21 protein-coding genes are annotated in these 16,278 nt (G+C 62.9%); 4 read left to right on the forward strand and 17 right to left on the reverse strand.

The features are described from left to right. Positions 1-78 precede the first annotated feature (78 nt). Together IYY11_RS12960 and dapD are read right to left on the reverse strand one after the other, a co-directional pair. Complete coding sequence (locus IYY11_RS12960; protein WP_196404238.1) at positions 79-552, reverse strand: hypothetical protein; 474 nt, start codon at positions 550-552, stop codon at positions 79-81. Beyond that, on the reverse strand, positions 553-1,410 hold the full coding sequence (gene dapD, locus IYY11_RS12965; protein ID WP_196404239.1) for a 2,3,4,5-tetrahydropyridine-2,6-dicarboxylate N-succinyltransferase: 858 nt from the start codon (positions 1,408-1,410) through the stop codon (positions 553-555). A 229-nt stretch (positions 1,411-1,639) separates the two neighbouring features. Between dapD and IYY11_RS12970 the strand changes: the two genes are divergently transcribed. Both IYY11_RS12970 and IYY11_RS12975 read left to right on the forward strand, forming a co-directional pair. Further along, complete coding sequence (locus tag IYY11_RS12970; protein ID WP_196404240.1) at positions 1,640-1,840, forward strand: PemK family transcriptional regulator; 201 nt, start codon at positions 1,640-1,642, stop codon at positions 1,838-1,840. Between the two features lie 24 nt (positions 1,841-1,864). Further along, positions 1,865-2,374 (forward strand): DinB family protein, encoded by a 510-nt coding sequence (locus tag IYY11_RS12975; RefSeq protein ID WP_196404241.1) that lies wholly within the window; start codon positions 1,865-1,867, stop codon positions 2,372-2,374. On the opposite strand, the gene IYY11_RS12980 is transcribed toward IYY11_RS12975, so the two are convergent. The 12 genes from IYY11_RS12980 to IYY11_RS13035 all read right to left on the reverse strand — a co-directional run bounded on the left by IYY11_RS12980 (position 2,371) and on the right by IYY11_RS13035 (position 12,725). Continuing rightward, positions 2,371-3,075, reverse strand: a complete 705-nt coding sequence (locus tag IYY11_RS12980) for a pyrimidine 5'-nucleotidase (RefSeq protein ID WP_196404242.1) — start codon at positions 3,073-3,075, stop codon at positions 2,371-2,373. The genes IYY11_RS12975 and IYY11_RS12980 overlap by 4 nt on opposite strands. 172 nt (positions 3,076-3,247) lie before the next feature. Next, positions 3,248-3,943 (reverse strand): NAD-dependent deacylase, encoded by a 696-nt coding sequence (locus IYY11_RS12985; protein WP_196404243.1) that lies wholly within the window; start codon positions 3,941-3,943, stop codon positions 3,248-3,250. A 146-nt stretch (positions 3,944-4,089) separates the two neighbouring features. Further along, a complete protein-coding gene (argB, locus tag IYY11_RS12990; protein WP_018407270.1) occupies positions 4,090-4,956 on the reverse strand; it encodes an acetylglutamate kinase in 867 nt (288 codons plus the stop codon). A gap of 250 nt (positions 4,957-5,206) precedes the next feature. After that, the gene (yihA, locus tag IYY11_RS12995) at positions 5,207-5,860 is read right to left on the reverse strand and encodes a ribosome biogenesis GTP-binding protein YihA/YsxC (protein WP_196404244.1); all 654 of its coding nucleotides are present in this window, start codon (positions 5,858-5,860) and stop codon (positions 5,207-5,209) included. Continuing rightward, positions 5,857-7,638 carry a membrane protein insertase YidC gene (gene yidC, locus IYY11_RS13000; RefSeq protein ID WP_196404245.1) on the reverse strand — a complete coding sequence of 594 codons (1,782 nt, stop codon included), beginning with the start codon at positions 7,636-7,638 and terminating at the stop codon, positions 5,857-5,859. The genes yihA and yidC overlap by 4 nt, the downstream gene beginning before the upstream one ends. Continuing rightward, the gene (gene rnpA, locus IYY11_RS13005) at positions 7,635-8,060 is read right to left on the reverse strand and encodes a ribonuclease P protein component (protein ID WP_196404246.1); all 426 of its coding nucleotides are present in this window, start codon (positions 8,058-8,060) and stop codon (positions 7,635-7,637) included. Before rnpA ends, yidC begins: the two co-directional genes overlap by 4 nt. A 32-nt stretch (positions 8,061-8,092) precedes the next feature. Further along, positions 8,093-8,227 (reverse strand): 50S ribosomal protein L34, encoded by a 135-nt coding sequence (rpmH, locus tag IYY11_RS23040; RefSeq protein ID WP_196391618.1) that lies wholly within the window; start codon positions 8,225-8,227, stop codon positions 8,093-8,095. Positions 8,228-8,518: 291 nt separating this feature from the next. Next, positions 8,519-9,637: a cytochrome-c peroxidase gene (locus IYY11_RS13015; protein WP_196404247.1), complete on the reverse strand. Its 1,119-nt coding sequence runs from the start codon at positions 9,635-9,637 to the stop codon at positions 8,519-8,521. 164 nt (positions 9,638-9,801) lie between these two features. Further along, positions 9,802-10,485, reverse strand: a complete 684-nt coding sequence (locus IYY11_RS13020; RefSeq protein WP_196404248.1) for an SCO family protein — start codon at positions 10,483-10,485, stop codon at positions 9,802-9,804. Further along, a complete protein-coding gene (locus IYY11_RS13025; protein ID WP_196404249.1) occupies positions 10,482-11,765 on the reverse strand; it encodes a selenium-binding protein SBP56-related protein in 1,284 nt (427 codons plus the stop codon). The genes IYY11_RS13020 and IYY11_RS13025 overlap by 4 nt, the downstream gene beginning before the upstream one ends. A gap of 33 nt (positions 11,766-11,798) precedes the next feature. After that, positions 11,799-12,068: a DUF4242 domain-containing protein gene (locus tag IYY11_RS13030; protein ID WP_196404250.1), complete on the reverse strand. Its 270-nt coding sequence runs from the start codon at positions 12,066-12,068 to the stop codon at positions 11,799-11,801. Positions 12,069-12,131: 63 nt separating this feature from the next. Next, a complete protein-coding gene (locus tag IYY11_RS13035; protein ID WP_196404251.1) occupies positions 12,132-12,725 on the reverse strand; it encodes a TetR/AcrR family transcriptional regulator in 594 nt (197 codons plus the stop codon). Positions 12,726-13,187: 462 nt separating this feature from the next. Between IYY11_RS13035 and ctrA the strand changes: the two genes are divergently transcribed. Beyond that, positions 13,188-13,889, forward strand: coding sequence for a response regulator transcription factor CtrA (gene ctrA / locus IYY11_RS13040; RefSeq protein ID WP_018407261.1), 702 nt, complete (start codon positions 13,188-13,190; stop codon positions 13,887-13,889). 25 nt (positions 13,890-13,914) lie between these two features. Here the strand turns inward: ctrA and IYY11_RS13045 are convergent, their stop codons facing one another. Then, positions 13,915-14,223: a type II toxin-antitoxin system RelE/ParE family toxin gene (locus tag IYY11_RS13045; protein WP_196404252.1), complete on the reverse strand. Its 309-nt coding sequence runs from the start codon at positions 14,221-14,223 to the stop codon at positions 13,915-13,917. Further along, positions 14,223-14,528, reverse strand: coding sequence for a hypothetical protein (locus tag IYY11_RS13050; protein ID WP_246719943.1), 306 nt, complete (start codon positions 14,526-14,528; stop codon positions 14,223-14,225). Before IYY11_RS13050 ends, IYY11_RS13045 begins: the two co-directional genes overlap by 1 nt. Positions 14,529-14,874: 346 nt before the next feature. Between IYY11_RS13050 and IYY11_RS13055 the strand changes: the two genes are divergently transcribed. Next, positions 14,875-15,444 carry a DUF4142 domain-containing protein gene (locus IYY11_RS13055; protein ID WP_210331348.1) on the forward strand — a complete coding sequence of 190 codons (570 nt, stop codon included), beginning with the start codon at positions 14,875-14,877 and terminating at the stop codon, positions 15,442-15,444. An 83-nt stretch (positions 15,445-15,527) separates the two neighbouring features. Here the strand turns inward: IYY11_RS13055 and chpT are convergent, their stop codons facing one another. After that, positions 15,528-16,214 carry a histidine phosphotransferase ChpT gene (gene chpT / locus IYY11_RS13060; protein ID WP_196404253.1) on the reverse strand — a complete coding sequence of 229 codons (687 nt, stop codon included), beginning with the start codon at positions 16,212-16,214 and terminating at the stop codon, positions 15,528-15,530. Between the last annotated feature and the right edge of the window lie 64 nt (positions 16,215-16,278).

Genomic DNA, 16,278 nt, shown 5'->3' on the forward strand with positions numbered 1-16,278 from the left:
TGGGGTGAATACTGCATCTCCCCCCCTCCCGGCAGGCTCCGCCTGCCGACCTCCCCCTCAAGGGGGAGGTAAAGCGCGCTACGACAGCGACTCCTCCCGCCAACCCAATTCATAGATGGTCCACAGAGCGGCGGCGACAAAAAGCGCGTCGACGCCCCAGACATACCAGCGCGACATGACCTCGGCGACGCGCGGCTGCAGAAAATGCGCCGCGCCGGCAAGCAGCGCCAGGAGCGGCGCGACGCTCGCGAGGCCGAGCGGCGGGTTTAGGCCGCGGTCGCGACAGCGCTTGGCTGAAAGATTGATGAAGCTCACGACGATCAGCATCACGGCGAAGGCGTAAAAGATGACATAGACGTAGGCGAGAATCGTCATCGGCGCGAAGAAGGGCGTCGTCGCCAGATCATGGACCGAATAGGGCGCAAGCGCGAACCAGATCAGCGTCAGCGGCAAAAGCACCGCGATGAGCGCGCCCGCGCCGCGCCGCCAGGTCGCGCGATCAATGCGGCCCTGATCGGTTCGGTAGAGAAATCGCAGGCGCTCGGCGTCCATTCAATCCCTCAAAAGCTCGTTGATGCCCGTCTTGCTGCGCGTCTGCGCGTCGACCGTCTTGACGATCACCGCGCAATAGAGCGACGGGCCGGGCGTTCCGTCCGGCAAGGGCTTGCCCGGCAGACTGCCGGAGACGACCACCGAATAGGGCGGCACATAGCCCATGTGGATCTTGCCGGTGGCGCGATCGATGATCTTGGTCGAGGCGCCGATGAAGACGCCCATCGACAGCACCGAGCCCTTGCCGACGACGACGCCTTCGACCACCTCGGAACGCGCGCCGATAAAGCAGTCGTCCTCGATGATGGTGGGATTGGCCTGCAAGGGCTCAAGCACGCCGCCAATGCCGACGCCGCCAGACAGGTGAACATTCTTGCCGATCTGCGCGCAGGAGCCCACCGTCACCCAGGTGTCGACCATCGTGCCGCTGTCGACATAGGCGCCGAGATTGACGAAGGACGGCATCAGAATCGCGCCAGGCGCCACATAAGCCGAATGGCGCACGATCGCCCCTGGCACGGAGCGAAAGCCCGACGCCGCGTGCTCGCGCGCGCCCCAACCGACGAATTTGGAGGGGACCTTGTCCCACCAGGTCGCGCCGCCGGGTCCGCCGGCGATCACCGCCATGTCGTTCAAGCGGAAGGACAGCAGCACGGCCTTTTTCAGCCACTGATTGACGTTCCAGCTTTCCGGGCCGTCCTTGCCTTCGATCTTTTCGGCGACGCGCAGCTTGCCGGCGTCGAGCAGACGCAGCGCGCTGTCGACGGCGCGGCGGACGTCGCCCTGCGTCTCGGCGGTGATATTGGCGCGATCCTCGAAAGCGGCGCTGATGAGCGTCTCAAGTCCTGTGTGCGACATGAAATTCCCGAAATTGATGCGGTGAAGGCTGGCGCGGTTGTAAGGCCATGGCGAGGGGAGTTCAACAAGGGCGACGCGCCATGAGGACGACCCGGCGCAATGAAGACAAGCATGGCGCGCACTCTCAGCGTCATGCCCGGCCTTGTGCCGGGCATCCACGCGGCGCCTTTACGCAAGTCCCGCAGCATTGGCGCAACGTCTGGCGTGGATGGCCGGGACGAGCCCGGCCATGACGCGGAACCCCTCGGCAAGCGCTGCGGCGAAAGCCTATCCATTTGAAGTCCCGCTCGCCGGCGCGAAGCCTTCGGCCGCGCTCGCCGATCAGGTGAAGAGCCTCGACTGGCGCGCGCTTAAGGCGAAGAAGAAAGGCGCAGCGACGAAATCGGAAGTGACGCTGGCCTTGGCGAAGGCAATCACGCTACTGCGATAGGCTTCCAGGAGGCAAGACAATCACATGGCAAGTTCGACATTTGTAAAAACCATGGCGCGCTACAATCGCTGGCAAAACGCCAGCCTTTACGCCGCCGCCGACAGCCTGTCGGATGACGACCGGCGCAAGGACCGCGGCGCTTACTTCAAATCAATTCATGCAACTTTCAGCCATCTTCTTTGGGCGGACCATATGTGGCTGAGCCGCATTTCCGACGCCCCGAAGCCCTCCACGCCGCTGAGCGAATCAGCTTCCTATCGCGACGATTGGTACAGCTTGAAACAGGACCGCCTCGCCTGCGACGAAAGGCTGATCGCCTGGGCCGACGCCGTCACCGACGACTGGCTCGCCGGCGATCTCATCTGGCGTTCAAGCCTGATGCAATCGGATATGATCAAGCCGAAGTGGCTCGTCGTCAGCCACATCTTCAATCACCAGACCCATCATCGGGGCCAGATTCATGCGATGCTGACGGCCGCCGGAGCCAAGCCGCAAGACACCGATCTGATCTTGCTGGAACGCATCACAACTTAATCCGCGATCAATCCCTCCAAAAACCCCACGAGATCGTCCGTGACGAAATCCACATGCGGCTCGTCGCCCGTCGCGATTTCCCAGATTTCGCGCTCGGGGCCTTCATCATGGGCCGGCAGCACCAGCACCGTCGCCATGCCGCGCGCATGCGGCACGACGAGATTGCGGTCGATGTCCTCAAAGATCGCGGCGCGCTTGGGCTCGATCTTCAGCTTCTCGAAAAAGCGCATATAGGCGCCTTCCTCGGGCTTATTGATGAAGTCAGCGGCGATGATGTCGAAGATGTCCTCAAAGCAATGGTCGATGCCGAGCTGCTTCGCTGTTTCGACCGCGTGATGGCGCGAGGCGTTGGTGAGGATGAGCTTGCGGCCGGGCAGCGCGGCGATCGCCTCGGCGAGCGAATGATTATGCGCCAGCGACGAGCGGTCGATGTCGTGCACAAAGGCCAGATAGGCTTCGGGGTCGATCCCATGTTCGGTCATTAGCCCGCGCAGCGTCGTGCCGTATTGACGATAATAATGTTTCTGCAACGCACGCAGCGAAATGGCGTCGAGGCCGAACAGCCGCATCATGAACAGCGTGATGCGCGCGTCGATCTTGGGCCAGAGATCGGCGGTCTGCGGATAGAGCGTATTGTCGAGATCGAACACCCAGGTGTCGATCGCGGCGAAGCGCGATCTGTCGGGCAAGAGTTTGGTCATCGCAACCTGTCGCAGATCGACCGACGCGGCGCAACGCGCGCTCCCCTCCCCCTTGCGGGGAGGGGCTGGGGGTGGAGGTCGCAGGTGGTAGAGATTGCGCGCCTACCCCCCCGCCCTAACCCTCCCCCGCAAGGGGGGAGGGAATGACCGCGCACCGTTCCATCGTTGCGCATTACAACGCCAATGTTTCATCGACCCATGACGGCACGATCTCGCTCGCGCGGCCATAAATTCTGTCGTCGAATTGCTTTGCGTTTTCCGACGCCTCCAGGTTGATCTCGCAGCAGCGCAGACCTCTTGCGCGCGCCTCGCGCGCGAAGCCCGCCGCCGGATAGACCGCGCCCGACGTGCCGATGGCGACGAAAAGATCCGCCGCTCCGAGCGCCGCATAGATCTCTTCCATATAGAGCGGCGTCTCGCCGAACCAAACGACATGCGGCCGCAACGCGCCATCGCATCCGCAACGCGAGTCGGTCGAAAGATCGTCGCGGCAATCGCTCACCGCGCCGCATGAGGCGCAGCGCGCTTTGAGCAATTCGCCGTGCATGTGAATGACGCGCGTCGAGCCGGCGCGCTCATGCAGATCGTCGATGTTCTGCGTGACGAGAGTCACTGCGCCGCCGCGCTGCGCGAGGCCGGCTTCGAGCCGCGCCAGCGCGGCATGGGCGGCGTTGGGAGAAGCGGCGAGCAGATTGCGCCGACGCGCATTATAGAACGCATGCACCAGCGCCGGATCGCGCATGAAAGCCTCGGGCGTCGCGAGCTGCATCGGATCGTAGCGCTTCCACAGCGCCGCCCCCGGTCCGCGAAAGACGCCAAGGCCGCTTTCGGCGGAAACGCCAGCGCCGGTGAGGATGAAGAGGTTCACTAAATGGCCCTCATCCGACCCTCGCTACGCGAGGGCAAGCGCCAATCATCGCCGCAAACGCAATCGCGAAGCGTCGCCGTTCTTCCTTCTCCCGCAAGCGGGAGAAGGTGTCGCCACGCAGTGGCGACGGATGAGGGCTTCGTTCGTCACCGCGTGATCAGCGTGCCGGCGCCATGATCGGTGAGCAATTCGATCAGCACGGCGTGCGGCAGTTTCCCGTCGAGAATGACGACGCCCTCGACGCCGCGCTCGATGGCGTACATGCAGGTCTCGACCTTTGGAATCATGCCGCCGGTGATCACGCCCTCGGCGATGAGGCCGGGAATATCGCCGACCTTCAGCTCCTGGATGATCTGCTTGTCCTTGTCGAGCACGCCCGGCACGTCGGTGAGGAAGATGAGGCGCTTGGCGTGAAGCGCGCCGGCGATCGCGCCGGCGAAGGTGTCGGCGTTGACATTATAGCTTTCGCCGCGCGGACCTTCGGCGACGGGCGCCAGCACCGGGATGAGCTCGCGCCCCAGCACCTGATCGAGCACGGTCGTGTCGACCTTGTCGGGTTCGCCGACAAAGCCGAGGTCGACGCCGTCGGGGCGTTCGATCTTTTTGGCGGTGACCATGCGCCCGTCCTTGCCGGTCAGCCCGATGGCGCGTCCGCCTTCCGAATTGATGTAGCCGACGATCTGCTTGTTGATGGAGCCGGCGAGCACCATCTCGACGACGTCCATCGTCTCTTCGTCGGTGATGCGCAGGCCATCGGCGAAGCGCGATTCGACGCCGAGACGCTTCAGCATCGCGCCGATCTGCGGCCCGCCGCCATGCACGACGACCGGATTCACGCCGGACTGTTCGAGCAGCACCATGTCGCGCGAAAAATCGCGCGCCACCTGATCGTCGCCCATGGCGTGGCCGCCGTATTTCACCACGACGATGGCGTCGTCGTAGCGCAGCATATGCGGCAGCGCCTGCATGAGAATGCGGGCTTGCTGGAGCGCGGTGTCGACGGCGTCGGTCATCTGAGAATCCTGACTGAAGGCTGCCTCAAAAACGCCCCCTCCCTGTCCCTCCCCCGCTTCGCAAACCGGGTGTTCCCGGTTTGCGCATCGACCCCGAAGTCGGCGACAGCCGACTTCGAATGGGAGAGGGGACGCTAACGAGCGGCGTGAGCGACCTCTACAAAGCGCCGAATCTACTCCCTCTCCCGCGAAGCGGGGGAGGGTTGGGGTGGGGGTTCTAAATTGACCTAGCCCGCCCCGCCCGTCGCATTCAAGCGTTTCGTTCGGCCAGGAGCTTGGCGATCGCGGCGCGAAGCTCGGGAATTCCTTCGCCGCTCTGCGCCGAGGTGAAAATCACTTCAGGAAAGGCGGCGGGGCGCTTCTCCAGCGCCTTCATCGTTGCGGCGAGGACCTCGTCGCGCTCGGCGATCTTCAATTCGTCATGCTTGGTCAGAATGACCTGATAGGAGACGGCCGACTGATCGAGGAGATCGAACATCTCTTCGTCGAGCGGCTTCACGCCGCGGCGCCCGTCGACGAGCACGAAGACGCGGGCGAGGCTGGCTCTTCCCTTCAGATAGTCGCGCATCAGCTGCGACCAGTTCGCCACCTTCTCCTTGCCGACCGCCGCATAGCCGTAGCCGGGCATGTCGACGAGACGCAGCCGCTCGGCGCCTGGCGCGCCGCCAAGCGCAAAGAAATTGAGCTGCTGCGTGCGCCCCGGCGTGTTCGAGACGCGCGCGAGCGTCTTGCGGTTCGTCAACGCGTTGAGGAGCGAGGATTTGCCGACGTTGGAGCGCCCTGCGAAAGCGATCTCCGGCGGGCCGATCGGCGGCAGATCGCTCGCCTTGACGCTCGCGAAGATGAAGTCGCAGGGGCCGGCAAAGAGCAGCCGGCCCGGTTCGGTGAAGTCGGATTCGGTCACGCTCTCTGGAACGTCTTGCGCAGATTGTCCCAGAACTCGAACCTCACGCCGGCGCGCTTCATGATGACCCCCTGCTGGACGATCGACAGGAGATTGTTCCACGTCCAGTAGATCAGCAGGCCGGAGGCGAAGCCGCCCATGGTGAAGGTGAAGATCACCGGCATCCAGGCGAACATCGTCTTCTGAATCTCGTCGGCGGGCTCCGGATTCATCTTCATCTGCAGCCACATCGAGACGCCCATCAGCAGCGGCCAGACGCCGAGCGCGAGATAGGGGCCGAAGATCGCAACATGCGTCGGGTCGAAAGGCAGCAACCCGAACAGGTTGAAGACATTGGTCGGGTCCGGCGCCGAGAGGTCATGGATCCAGCCGAAGAACGGCGCGTGACGCATTTCGATCGTCACGACCAGCACCTTATAGAGCGAGAAGAACACCGGGATCTGCACGATCACCGGCAGACAGCCGCTCGCGGGGTTAACCTTCTCCCGCTTGAAGAGCTCCATCTGCTCCGTGTTGAACTTGTGCTTGTCGTCGCCGTATTTTTCCTTCAACTCTTTGATTCTTGGCTGAATCGCCTTCATTTTGGCGATCGACTGATAGCTTTTATTGGCGAGCGGCAGGAAGGCGAGCTTGACGACAACGGTCACCGCCAGAATGGCGAGGCCGAAGTTCCCCAAGAGCTTGTAAAGGAAGTCGATCAGCCGGAACATCGGCCTGGTGATGAAGTAGAACCATCCCCAGTCGATGAGAAGATCGAAACGCTTCAGGCCAGGATTCGTCTTATAGGCGTCGAGCACGTCGACGACCTTGGCGCCGGCGAACACATAGGTCGTCGCCTCCGCCGATTTCCCGGGCTCGATCGTCTTCTTGTCGCTGACCGTATCGGCCTGATAGGTCTTCACCGCGCCGCCCATCGAGGCGTAGCGCGCCTCCATCGGCAGATTCTGGTCGGGAGCGACCACGGCGGCCCAATATTTGTCCGTCAGTCCAACCCAGCCGCCGACGCCCTTGTAGGTCGTGACCGCGTTGTCCTCCTTCTCGATCTTGTCGTAGGTGACTTCCTGTCCCGCGTCGCCGATGACGCCGACGAAGCCTTCATGCAGGGCCGCGTAGCCCGCGGATGGCGGGTGGCCGACGCGGCTGATGCGCGCGTAGTTAAAAAGCGTGACGGCGGCGCCCGCTTTGTTCTCGACGCTGTCTTTGACGGTGAAGAGATATTCGTCGTCGACCGAGATGACGCGCTTGAAAACGAGGCCGTGGCCATTGTCCCAGGTCAGCGTCACCGGCTTTGCCGTCGTCAGCCCGTCGGCATCCGCGGTCCACAGCGTCTCGGTGGTCGGCAGAACGGGCGCATTTTCCGTTTCGGCGGTCAGATAGCCGAGTTCCGCGTAATAGGGGCTGGGGCCGTCCTCGGGCGAGAGCAGCGTGATGATCGGACTCGAGGGGTCGACGGTCTCGCGATAATTCTTCAAGGAGACGTCGTCGATGCGTCCGCCTTTCAGCGCGATCGAGCCGGAGATTGATCTGGTGTCGATGGCGATCCGGGGGCTCAGCGCCAGCGCTTCAGCGCGTGTCTTGGGCGCGGCCTTTACGGGAGGCTGGCCGGCTGTGACCCGCTCGGGCGCGCCGAGCTGAGGAACCTTGGCGATCTGCTCCTGCTGCGTCTGCGCCCGGCGCTGCTTGTCGATCTCGGGGAAGGCGTAAAAATAGTCCCACAGGCCGATGAAGACCAGCGACAACGCCGCGGCGAGGATCATGTTCTTGATGTTTTCACTCATGGCCGCGTAAGCCTGTCTTCCTGTTTGCGTCTCGGGCGCGCCGCGCCGCGATCATTCAACCTGGCGAGTCCTTCGGTCATCTGCGCGAGCAGTTCGGCGAATGGCGCGGAGAGGGACACGGGCCGCGCGACGAAGACGTAATCGCGACCAGGCTTCGCGCCAAGGGCGCCGCCGAGCCGCAGCGCCTCGCGGAGCCTGCGGCGGATGCGGTTGCGACCCACCGCGCCCGCGACCTTCCGCGTAACGGTGAGGCCGAAACGGGCCGGCGCATGCGAGTCCGTGGGTTCCCGCGGCGCCATCTGCACCGTAAAGGCGGGCATGGCGACTCGCGCGCCGCGCGCAGTACGCACGAAATCTTTGCGCCGGCGCAGAGTCTCCGGGCGCGAGGCCTTCTCATCTTCGGCGGGGACTTGCGCCTTCATGCAGTCATCCGCCTCGTCCGCATCGAGCCGGATCAGGCCGAGAGGCGCTTGCGTCCGCGGGCGCGCCGCGCCGCGATAACGTTGCGGCCGCCGACCGTGGCCATGCGGGCGCGAAAGCCGTGACGGCGCTTGCGCACAATGATGCTGGGCTGAAATGTCCGTTTCACCGTTTTTCTCCGCTGGCGAAAGGGGCTTGCGCCCGGCTCCCGCGCTCGTCTTGCCTGTCGCCGTCGACGGCCGCGCCGCAGACAGCTCAAAAAAGTTTCGGCGCCGCGACGGCGCACAGCCGTCACAAAACATTCGCCGCCCCTTTTGGAGCGGCGCCGATCGCAGGCATATAGGAGAAAGCGCAGGTTCAAGTCAATGTTCGTCCCGCCGGTTTTGCGCCGGCGCCGCGCGAAAATGCCCGAATGCGGCGCGACGGATGATCGGCGCGTTCTCGCCCGCCGGTCGCCGAGTCAAAGCGCCTCGAGAAAGGCGACGATCGCCGCTTTTTCGTCTGGAGTCAGCTCCAGCGGACGGATTTTAGGGTCGAGCGACGGATTGGCGCCCCCGCCGCGATCGTAGAACTCGATGACCTCGGCAAGCGTCCTCAGGCTTCCGTCGTGCATATAGGGCGCGCTCTCGCTGACGCCGCGCAGCATCGGCGTCGTATAGGCCCAACGGTCGGCCGGCGCATTGGTGATCTCGAAACGGCCGACGTCGCTGGGCGCGCCGGTCTGCGCCAGGCCGATCGCGGCGATGTCGACATTTTGGAAAACCCCGGGCGCGAGCTGCACCAGCCTTTCGCCGCCCCTCGCCCCGGAGCGAAACGCGACGCCTGTGTTGTGCCAGGACTGGTCCGTGAACAGCGCCGTCTCAGGTCCAATCGCGTGGCAGGCGGCGCAGCCGGCCTTGCCGGTGAAAAGCGCATAGCCCCGCCACTCCTGAGCCGTCAGGGCCGACCGTTCGCCGCCATAGATGGCGCGATCGAAACGCCCGCCGCCGCGCAGCAGCGACGCTTCATAGGCGGCGATGGCGCGCCCGAGCGTCATCATCGTCGCGCCCTCGCCCGGAAAGGACGCCTCGAACAATGGCCCATATTCGGCGTCGGCGCGAAGCCTTGCGATGAGCGGACCGATCCCGGCATTGCCCATTTCGTCGGCCGCGAGCAGCGGCCCCCAGACCTGCGCGGCGAGATCGGTCTCGCGGCCGTCGTGAAACAGGAAATTCTTGAAGGCGACATTATAGAGCGAGGGCGCGTTGCGCCGCAGCGACCGCCCCTCCATGCCGATCGAGAGCGCGCTTTGGTTCGAGGCGAAGCCCTGCGCGGGAATATGGCACATGGCGCAGGACAGCGTGCCGTTCGCCGAAATGCTGCGGTCGAAGAACAGTTTCTCGCCGAGCCTGCGCATGGCGGGCGTTCCCGCGACCGTCGCGGGGATTGGCGGGAGCCCCAGCGGCGATTGGATGTCCTGCGCTGCGGCGTGGCCGACGCAAAACAATAGCGCCAGCGCGTGCAGAACGCGCGCAATGTCTCCCCCTTGCGCGGAGGTCGCGACGCGCAGCGTCGCGGGTGGGGGAAAAAGCCACCCCACCCCGAACCGCTTTGCGGTTCGACCCTCCCCGTGAAGGGAAGGGATGACGCGCCCGTCCGAATGACCTCCGTTATAGCAAGGGAAGCGAAGCGATCCAGAGCTTCGCGTGCGGCGCTTGGATGCTTTCGTCGCTCCGCTCCTACGAATGACGAAGGGCGGGACGCTCATCTCGCAGCGGCCGCATTGCTCGCCTCCGGAAACTCCATCGCGAGCGTCCGCGCGTCATTGAGCAGGCCATCCGCCGTCAGAAACGCTGTGCTGTAAATCTCGCGGACCCAGCCTTCGGGATCAATCAAGAACACTTTCAGCATATGATTGATTGCGCCCGTGCGCCTGCCGACGCGATCCCTCACATGGGCGATGTCCTGTCCCAGGGCGGAAAAGAGCGGCGTCATCTCGCCTTCGCTCGCGCCGGTCAGAAAGACCCAGGGGACGTCGCCGCCTTTCTCTTCCGTCTCCAGCATGCGCATGACAGAAGGCGTGTCGCGCATCGGATCGAGGCTGACGAAAACGAGACGCAGCCTCCCCTTCAGCAACGGATCGGTTTCGGCCTCCTTTCGCGCCCCGTCGAAAGTCGACCAGGCGACAGGGCAACCGAGTGGATCGGCGCAGCGCGAATAGAAGAAGCCGAGCGCCGTCACTGCGCCGCGCGTGTGAGCGGAAAGCGGCGTCGGCTTGCCTTGCGCATCGAGGAGCGCGGCGTCCGGCGTGCGCTGGATCGGATGCAGCGCATAGCTTCCGGGCGCCGGCAGTCTTGTGACCGCCGGGTCCACTGCGAAGGCCGATGGCGCTGCGAGCGCGAGGGCGACAGCGACCGCCGCCCTTGCGATGTTGCGGCTTGCGCTCACGGCAGCTCGGCCTTCTGGGCGCGCGCGGTGAATTTCATATGATGCGCGCGGCCGAGTCCCTCCTTGTGGAAGTCGACGACGAAATCTTCCCTAAGCTCTTTCCCGTCCCACGAGTAGGCTTTGAGGAACTGCTCGTTTTCGGCGCCCTTCTTGTCCCAGTTGGCGAGCAGCGAGGTGGTGAAATACACGCGCTTCCCGTCCCAGCTTTGCGAGACCATATTCACCTGCGCGCCGATCTTTTTCGCATAGACCTGTTTCGGCGCTTCCGGATTGGCGAGGTCAAAGAGCCGCGCCGTTCCGTCCATGAAGGTGTTGACCCAGAGCGACGACGCGTCGGACGATATCGAGATGTCGACGGGCAAGGGAATTTTCGATGGATCGCCGACGTCGGCGACGGCTTTCGCCTGCCACTCGTGCTTGTCGTCCTGCTTGATCAGGTAAAGTTTCGAGGTGAGCGCGCCGGCGGTGATCGCCCAATTGGCGCCGGGCTTCAGCGCCCAGCGTATTTCGAGCGGCGCGCCGGGAACGGAAAACACCTTTAGAGGCTTCATCGCCTTCAGATCCCACATCACCATCGTGTTCCCGAAATTCTTCATCGCGGAATCGTCTTGGATGAGCTGGGATAGATCCATCATGTAATTGGTCCAGCCGGTGAAGCTCGACGTCAGCATGCGGTTCTGGGCGGGATTGATGGCGATGTCGTAGCCATAGCCGTCGCCGCCGTCAGTGAGCGGCGCCGCCGTCGTCGTCACGAGTTCGCCGGCGTTGTTGTAGGTGATCAGCCCGGTGACGCCGCCATGATCCTTCTTGTTGGAGAGCGCCTGCACCAGCATGCGGCCGGGCAGCGCATAGAAGGTGTGCGGGCCGACATAGCCCGTGCTCTCGGCAAGATTGTCGATGGTTTTGACGAGCTTCGGCGTCGACGGATCGGAGCCGACGTCGAAGATGAAAATCTTGCTGTCGTCGAGACGGCCAGCCCAGAGATATTTGCGATCGTCGGTGAATCCCATGTGATGCGCCTCGCCGCGCCCGCCGACGGAAATCGCGTGGAGCACCTTTCCATAGGTCGCGGAGCCGGGAACGACGTCGATCGTCACCAGCTTGTCGGATCCATCGCCGACGCCCTTCTCGCCGAGCGTCCAGACGTGGAGATATTGTTCCTGTCCCTTGATCAGCCCGCTCATGAACGGCGAGTTGCAGGTCTCATCCGCGATGGCGGGCGCAAGCGCGCCTCCCAAAAGAAGCGCGCAGAGAGCTGCGCGTGACGGCAAGCTTTTCATTTGAACCACTCTCCCTTGTTGGTCAGTCCCCGGTCAGGCCGTCGCAGGGTCTATGATCGCCCTGATTTCGCTGATCCGGTTGGCCGGAAAGCCTCCTTGCGCCGCATGTTCTTTGATCGCCGCCGCATTCTCGGCGATGTAGACGCAATAGATCTTGTCGTCGGTGACGTAGCTTTCGATCCATTGCGTCTGCGGGCCGAGCGCGCGCAGGACGGCGCAGGAGCGCTGCGAGATCGCCTGGAGATCGTCTTGCGTCATCTTCCCGGCGCCGGGGATGTCCCGTTCGATGATGAATTTCGGCATCGTCTTTCCCCTACTTAGAGCCCATATCAATATGACCGGTCGTCTCATTGGAGCGCAAATCGATCACGCCTTGAAGTAGCCGTTGAGCAGCATGTCGCAGAACTGCGTCAGCGGACGCACCGAGCGCTCGATCTTCATGCGCAGCAACGCGCCCTGCCAGAAATTGACGAGAAGGTCCGCCATTTCCTTCGCGTCCATATCCGTGCGGAAACCGCCTTCCCGCTGAGCGCGGGCGATTCCCTCGCGCAGCTTGTCGCGATAGCGGTGCACGGCCTCGCGCAGCGACGTCTGGCAGAGATCGCTCGTGTCGCCGATCTCGCCGATGAGATTGCCAAGCAGGCATCCGCCCCGGAAATCCAGGCGCTCCGTCTCTTCGATCAGCTCATCGAAGTAGGCGCGCAGCGCCGCCGCGGCGCCCAAATCCTTGCGCTGAAGCTGTGCGTCGAGCCGTTTGATGAACGGTTCAATGTAATGTGCGACGACCTCGGCGCTGAAGGCTTCCTTGCTTTCGAAATAATTATAGAAGGAGCCTTTCGGCACGCCGACGCTCTTGACCAGCTCCTGCAGCCCGGTGCCGTGATAGCCCTGCTCCATCAGCAGGGCCACTCCCCGGTCCAGAAGCTTCTCTCTCAGCTCTTTGACGTCGCGTCGGCTCATTTGGACATAATACGACCAGTCGTCTCAGTTTGGCAAGCGCCGCTCGTCGCAAGCATATCGTCGCGCAGCCTCATTGGCGCCGCGCATGGGACCCAATCATGACGCAGATGCGGCGAGAAGCGCGCGCGCGAAGCTTCGTGGGGGCGTGCGCGCATTTCGTTACGCGCCGCGTATTTTGTCTTTGCCCACCGGACTCGCCGCAGCGTATAGATTGGAAATGACGCGTGATTCGCGCGTCGCTGTCCGTGTCCTTCCAGACGTAGCGTGACGCGTCCGCCTTGCTTACCGCCCAAGATTAAGATTTAGGGCAGCGTTTGAGGCGTAAGTGAAGGTTTATTAACCAATTCCGCTTACCTTCGCAGGAAGGTCGGTCAGGTCGCTGAGGCGAGGACTCTCGCCGGCCGCCGGCGCGCGTCCTTCGCGCGATCGGTCGCGGACGATGGAGCTCGGTGGGGAACCAACATGCGCGTTTTATTGATCGAAGACGACAGCGCGACGGCTCAAAGTATTGAGCTCATGCTCAAATCCGAGAACTTCAACGTCTATACGACCGATCTGGGCGAAGAGGGCATCGACCTCGGCAAGCTCTACGACTACGACATTATTCTTCTCGACCTCAACCTGCCCGACATGTCCGGCTATGAGGTGCTGCGCACGCTGCGCGTCGCAAAAGTGAAGACCCCGATCCTCATCCTCTCCGGACTCGCCGGCATCGAAGACAAGGTAAAGGGTCTAGGCTTCGGCGCCGACGACTATCTGACGAAGCCCTTTCATAAGGACGAACTCGTCGCGCGCATTCACGCCATCGTCCGCCGCTCGAAGGGCCACGCCCAATCGATCATCATCACCGGCGACCTCATCGTCAATCTCGACCAGAAGACGGTGGAAGTCAGCGGCGCTCGCGTGCATCTGACCGGCAAGGAATATCAGATGCTGGAGCTGCTCTCGCTGCGCAAGGGCACGACGCTGACGAAGGAGATGTTCCTCAATCATCTTTATGGCGGGATGGACGAGCCCGAATTGAAGATCATCGACGTGTTCATTTGCAAATTGCGCAAGAAGCTCGCCAACGCCAGCGAAGGCCGCAACTACATCGAGACCGTCTGGGGCCGCGGCTATGTGCTGCGAGAGCCCAGCGAAGCGGAAGAACGCATCACCGCCTGATACGACGCCGTGCAACATGACGCCATCAAGCGCTCCGCAAAAATTTGCGGGAGATTTTGCGCCGTCCGTGAGCAATCCGCATAATCATCACCGTGTCGTCGGCGGCTATATGCTCGTAGATCACGACGTAAGGGGAGATGACGCCAATGCGGACATGCTTCCCGATGGCGGGGCGAGGCGCCCCACTGTCGGGATGCTGCATCAGGCGTTCATAGAATTTTTCAAAAGCGGCGGCGTATGCGCGGGAGACAGCGCGCCCCGCCTTGTCTCGAAGATCGGTGAGAATGTCAGCTGTATCGGCTTGCGCCAGCAGCGAGACGATGACCCGCGCCATTAATCCTTGAGAGACGCAAGGAGCGCCGCGTTATGTGCTTTGTGTTCCTCAAGAGAAACAAATTCGCCCCGCGCGATCGCGGCCCGCGCTTCATCGACTAAAGGCTTCGCCCATGCCATGTCATCGTCGTCGTCTTCGGCGGCGAGTTCGGCGATGCGGTCGTCAAGCAACTGGCGGGCCGCCTCCTCAATCGAAGCGAAATCGCCAGTCGCAATATGGGCTTTAATCCAAGCCTCTTGTTCGGGGGTGAGCGTGATTGACATAGCCGTCTTATACCACAAAAAATCCGTTCCCGCACGGTGCATTTCGCCGTCCTTCCTCGTTCACGGATGGCGCCTCGGCTTGTCGCTCGCGGGTTGCACGCCCTTCTTCCGAGGTACGGCCTTCTTTGCCTTGGTTGGTTTGGCGGCCATATCCCTCTCCAACCTCAGCGGCACGATGCGCTTTTGAGAGCCGAGCGAAGCGGAAGAACGCATCACCGCCTGATACGGCGCCATCGCCAGCGCTGAAGCAAAAGCGCGATCACGAGCGATACGCAAAACGCCGCGCCCGAGGATGCGGCGTTTTCTTTTTGCCAACTGAAGCATCTCGCGGAACAGGCGTGTGCGCGATCGGTTTACGGTGCGGGGGCGGAACGTCGAGGAGACGAAGATGAGGAAACCCCTGCTGGCGGGAGCCGTTGCGCTTGCGTTTATGGTCCCCGGTTACGCGCTTGCCGCGTCGTGGTCGAAATCCGGCTCAACAGCCACGATGACCCGATCAAACCGAGTGGACGCCACGACCCAGAACTTCGTGGACAAGGCCTGGAACATCGGCAATTTTGAAATTCAGGCCGGACGCGAAGCTCAGAACAAGGCAAACACTCAGGACTTCCTCGACTATGCCCGTAGGATCGTAAGAGATCACACGAACATGGACGACGAACTGAAGCCAATCCTGCGGCAAGGCGGGATTAACGCTCCGACCGCGCTCGACAAGGAACACCAGAATCTTCTGCAGCAATTGACCTCAGTGACTGGCGCGCGCTTCGAAGAGCGCTTCCGGACGCAGCAGATCGACGGACATGAGAAGGCGGTGAAGCTTTTCGAAAGTTACGCCAGGAACGGTCAGAACGCCGATCTGAAGCGGTGGGCGCAGAGCGCCATTCCGATGCTGGAGAACCATCTGCGCGACGCCAAGGCGTTGCCGCGCGCGACTCAGCGAAGCACCCGCGCCGACTAGCACGTCTGCGCATAGCTGATACGTTTCATCGAAACGGCAGGATCCGCGCGGGTCTCGCGCGGGTCCCGCAAGGGCGTTTGGCTTCAGGCGACGGCGCTCTCTGCGGGCGCATCCATCCCCGCCGCCGCTTGGACGGGGATCGCCTCGATCGTCACAAGTTCCGGCTCGCTGGAAACAACAACCTGCATGTCGCAGGCGTTGGCCACGAGACCCGCGTAATAGGCCTGAATGGCGCGGGCGTCGATCGCGCCCTCTTCCGATTCGCCTTCGAGAAGGCGGGGAACGTTCGACGCGACGCGCGCATTGACGCCTTTCGCCTCGATCCTGAACGTCACCCGATCGTCTTCACCCGTTGAGCTAACGGAAATCACGCCGCCACGCGGGATCGCCGCATCAGCCAAGACACAGAGGTTCAGCAGCAGCTTGACCTTGTTCTTGGACATCAGCACGCGAGGAACGCTCCAAAACAGCTGCGTGCGCTCGTCGGCGATCAGCTGGCGCGTCACCAGTTCGGCGTCGCCCGTGTCGATCGACGCGCCCTTCGAACCCGCCGCGCCGAAAGCGAGCCGGCAAAACTGCAGCCGCGCCGACGCCTCATTGGCGCTCGATTTGATCAGCGCTAGCGCATGGCCGCGCATCTCGGCGTCCTTCTCCTCCTCGAGCACTTCAAGACCATTGACGATCGCGCCCACCGGCGAAATGACGTCGTGACAGACCCGCGAGGACAGGAGCGCGGCGAGATCGAGTGGGTCGAGCGAGAATTTGGTCATGATGCCATCCAAAGCGGGTGAAGGCGGCGACGTCTCAAGGAAGCTTATCCGGTCTTCCTGTACG

It is taken from the genome of Methylocystis sp. H62 (assembly GCF_015709515.1).
Classification (GTDB): domain Bacteria; phylum Pseudomonadota; class Alphaproteobacteria; order Rhizobiales; family Beijerinckiaceae; genus Methylocystis.

Bases quoted from the DNA above. Each gene is read 5' to 3' on its own strand.
- IYY11_RS12975 (WP_196404241.1), top strand. From the start codon at position 1,865: ATGGCAAGTTCGACATTTGTAAAAACCATGGCGCGCTACAATCGCTGG.
- chpT (WP_196404253.1), bottom strand. From the start codon at position 16,214: ATGACCAAATTCTCGCTCGACCCACTCGATCTCGCCGCGCTCCTGTCC.
- yidC (WP_196404245.1), bottom strand. From the start codon at position 7,638: ATGAGTGAAAACATCAAGAACATGATCCTCGCCGCGGCGTTGTCGCTG.
- IYY11_RS13025 (WP_196404249.1), bottom strand. From the start codon at position 11,765: ATGAAAAGCTTGCCGTCACGCGCAGCTCTCTGCGCGCTTCTTTTGGGA.
- rnpA (WP_196404246.1), bottom strand. From the start codon at position 8,060: ATGAAGGCGCAAGTCCCCGCCGAAGATGAGAAGGCCTCGCGCCCGGAG.
- argB (WP_018407270.1), bottom strand. From the start codon at position 4,956: ATGACCGACGCCGTCGACACCGCGCTCCAGCAAGCCCGCATTCTCATG.
- IYY11_RS13050 (WP_246719943.1), bottom strand. From the start codon at position 14,528: ATGCACCGTGCGGGAACGGATTTTTTGTGGTATAAGACGGCTATGTCA.
- IYY11_RS12970 (WP_196404240.1), top strand. From the start codon at position 1,640: ATGACGCGGAACCCCTCGGCAAGCGCTGCGGCGAAAGCCTATCCATTT.
- IYY11_RS12980 (WP_196404242.1), bottom strand. From the start codon at position 3,075: ATGACCAAACTCTTGCCCGACAGATCGCGCTTCGCCGCGATCGACACC.
- IYY11_RS12960 (WP_196404238.1), bottom strand. From the start codon at position 552: ATGGACGCCGAGCGCCTGCGATTTCTCTACCGAACCGATCAGGGCCGC.
- ctrA (WP_018407261.1), top strand. From the start codon at position 13,188: ATGCGCGTTTTATTGATCGAAGACGACAGCGCGACGGCTCAAAGTATT.
- IYY11_RS13035 (WP_196404251.1), bottom strand. From the start codon at position 12,725: ATGAGCCGACGCGACGTCAAAGAGCTGAGAGAGAAGCTTCTGGACCGG.
- IYY11_RS13055 (WP_210331348.1), top strand. From the start codon at position 14,875: ATGAGGAAACCCCTGCTGGCGGGAGCCGTTGCGCTTGCGTTTATGGTC.
- IYY11_RS13045 (WP_196404252.1), bottom strand. From the start codon at position 14,223: ATGGCGCGGGTCATCGTCTCGCTGCTGGCGCAAGCCGATACAGCTGAC.
- IYY11_RS13030 (WP_196404250.1), bottom strand. From the start codon at position 12,068: ATGCCGAAATTCATCATCGAACGGGACATCCCCGGCGCCGGGAAGATG.
- dapD (WP_196404239.1), bottom strand. From the start codon at position 1,410: ATGTCGCACACAGGACTTGAGACGCTCATCAGCGCCGCTTTCGAGGAT.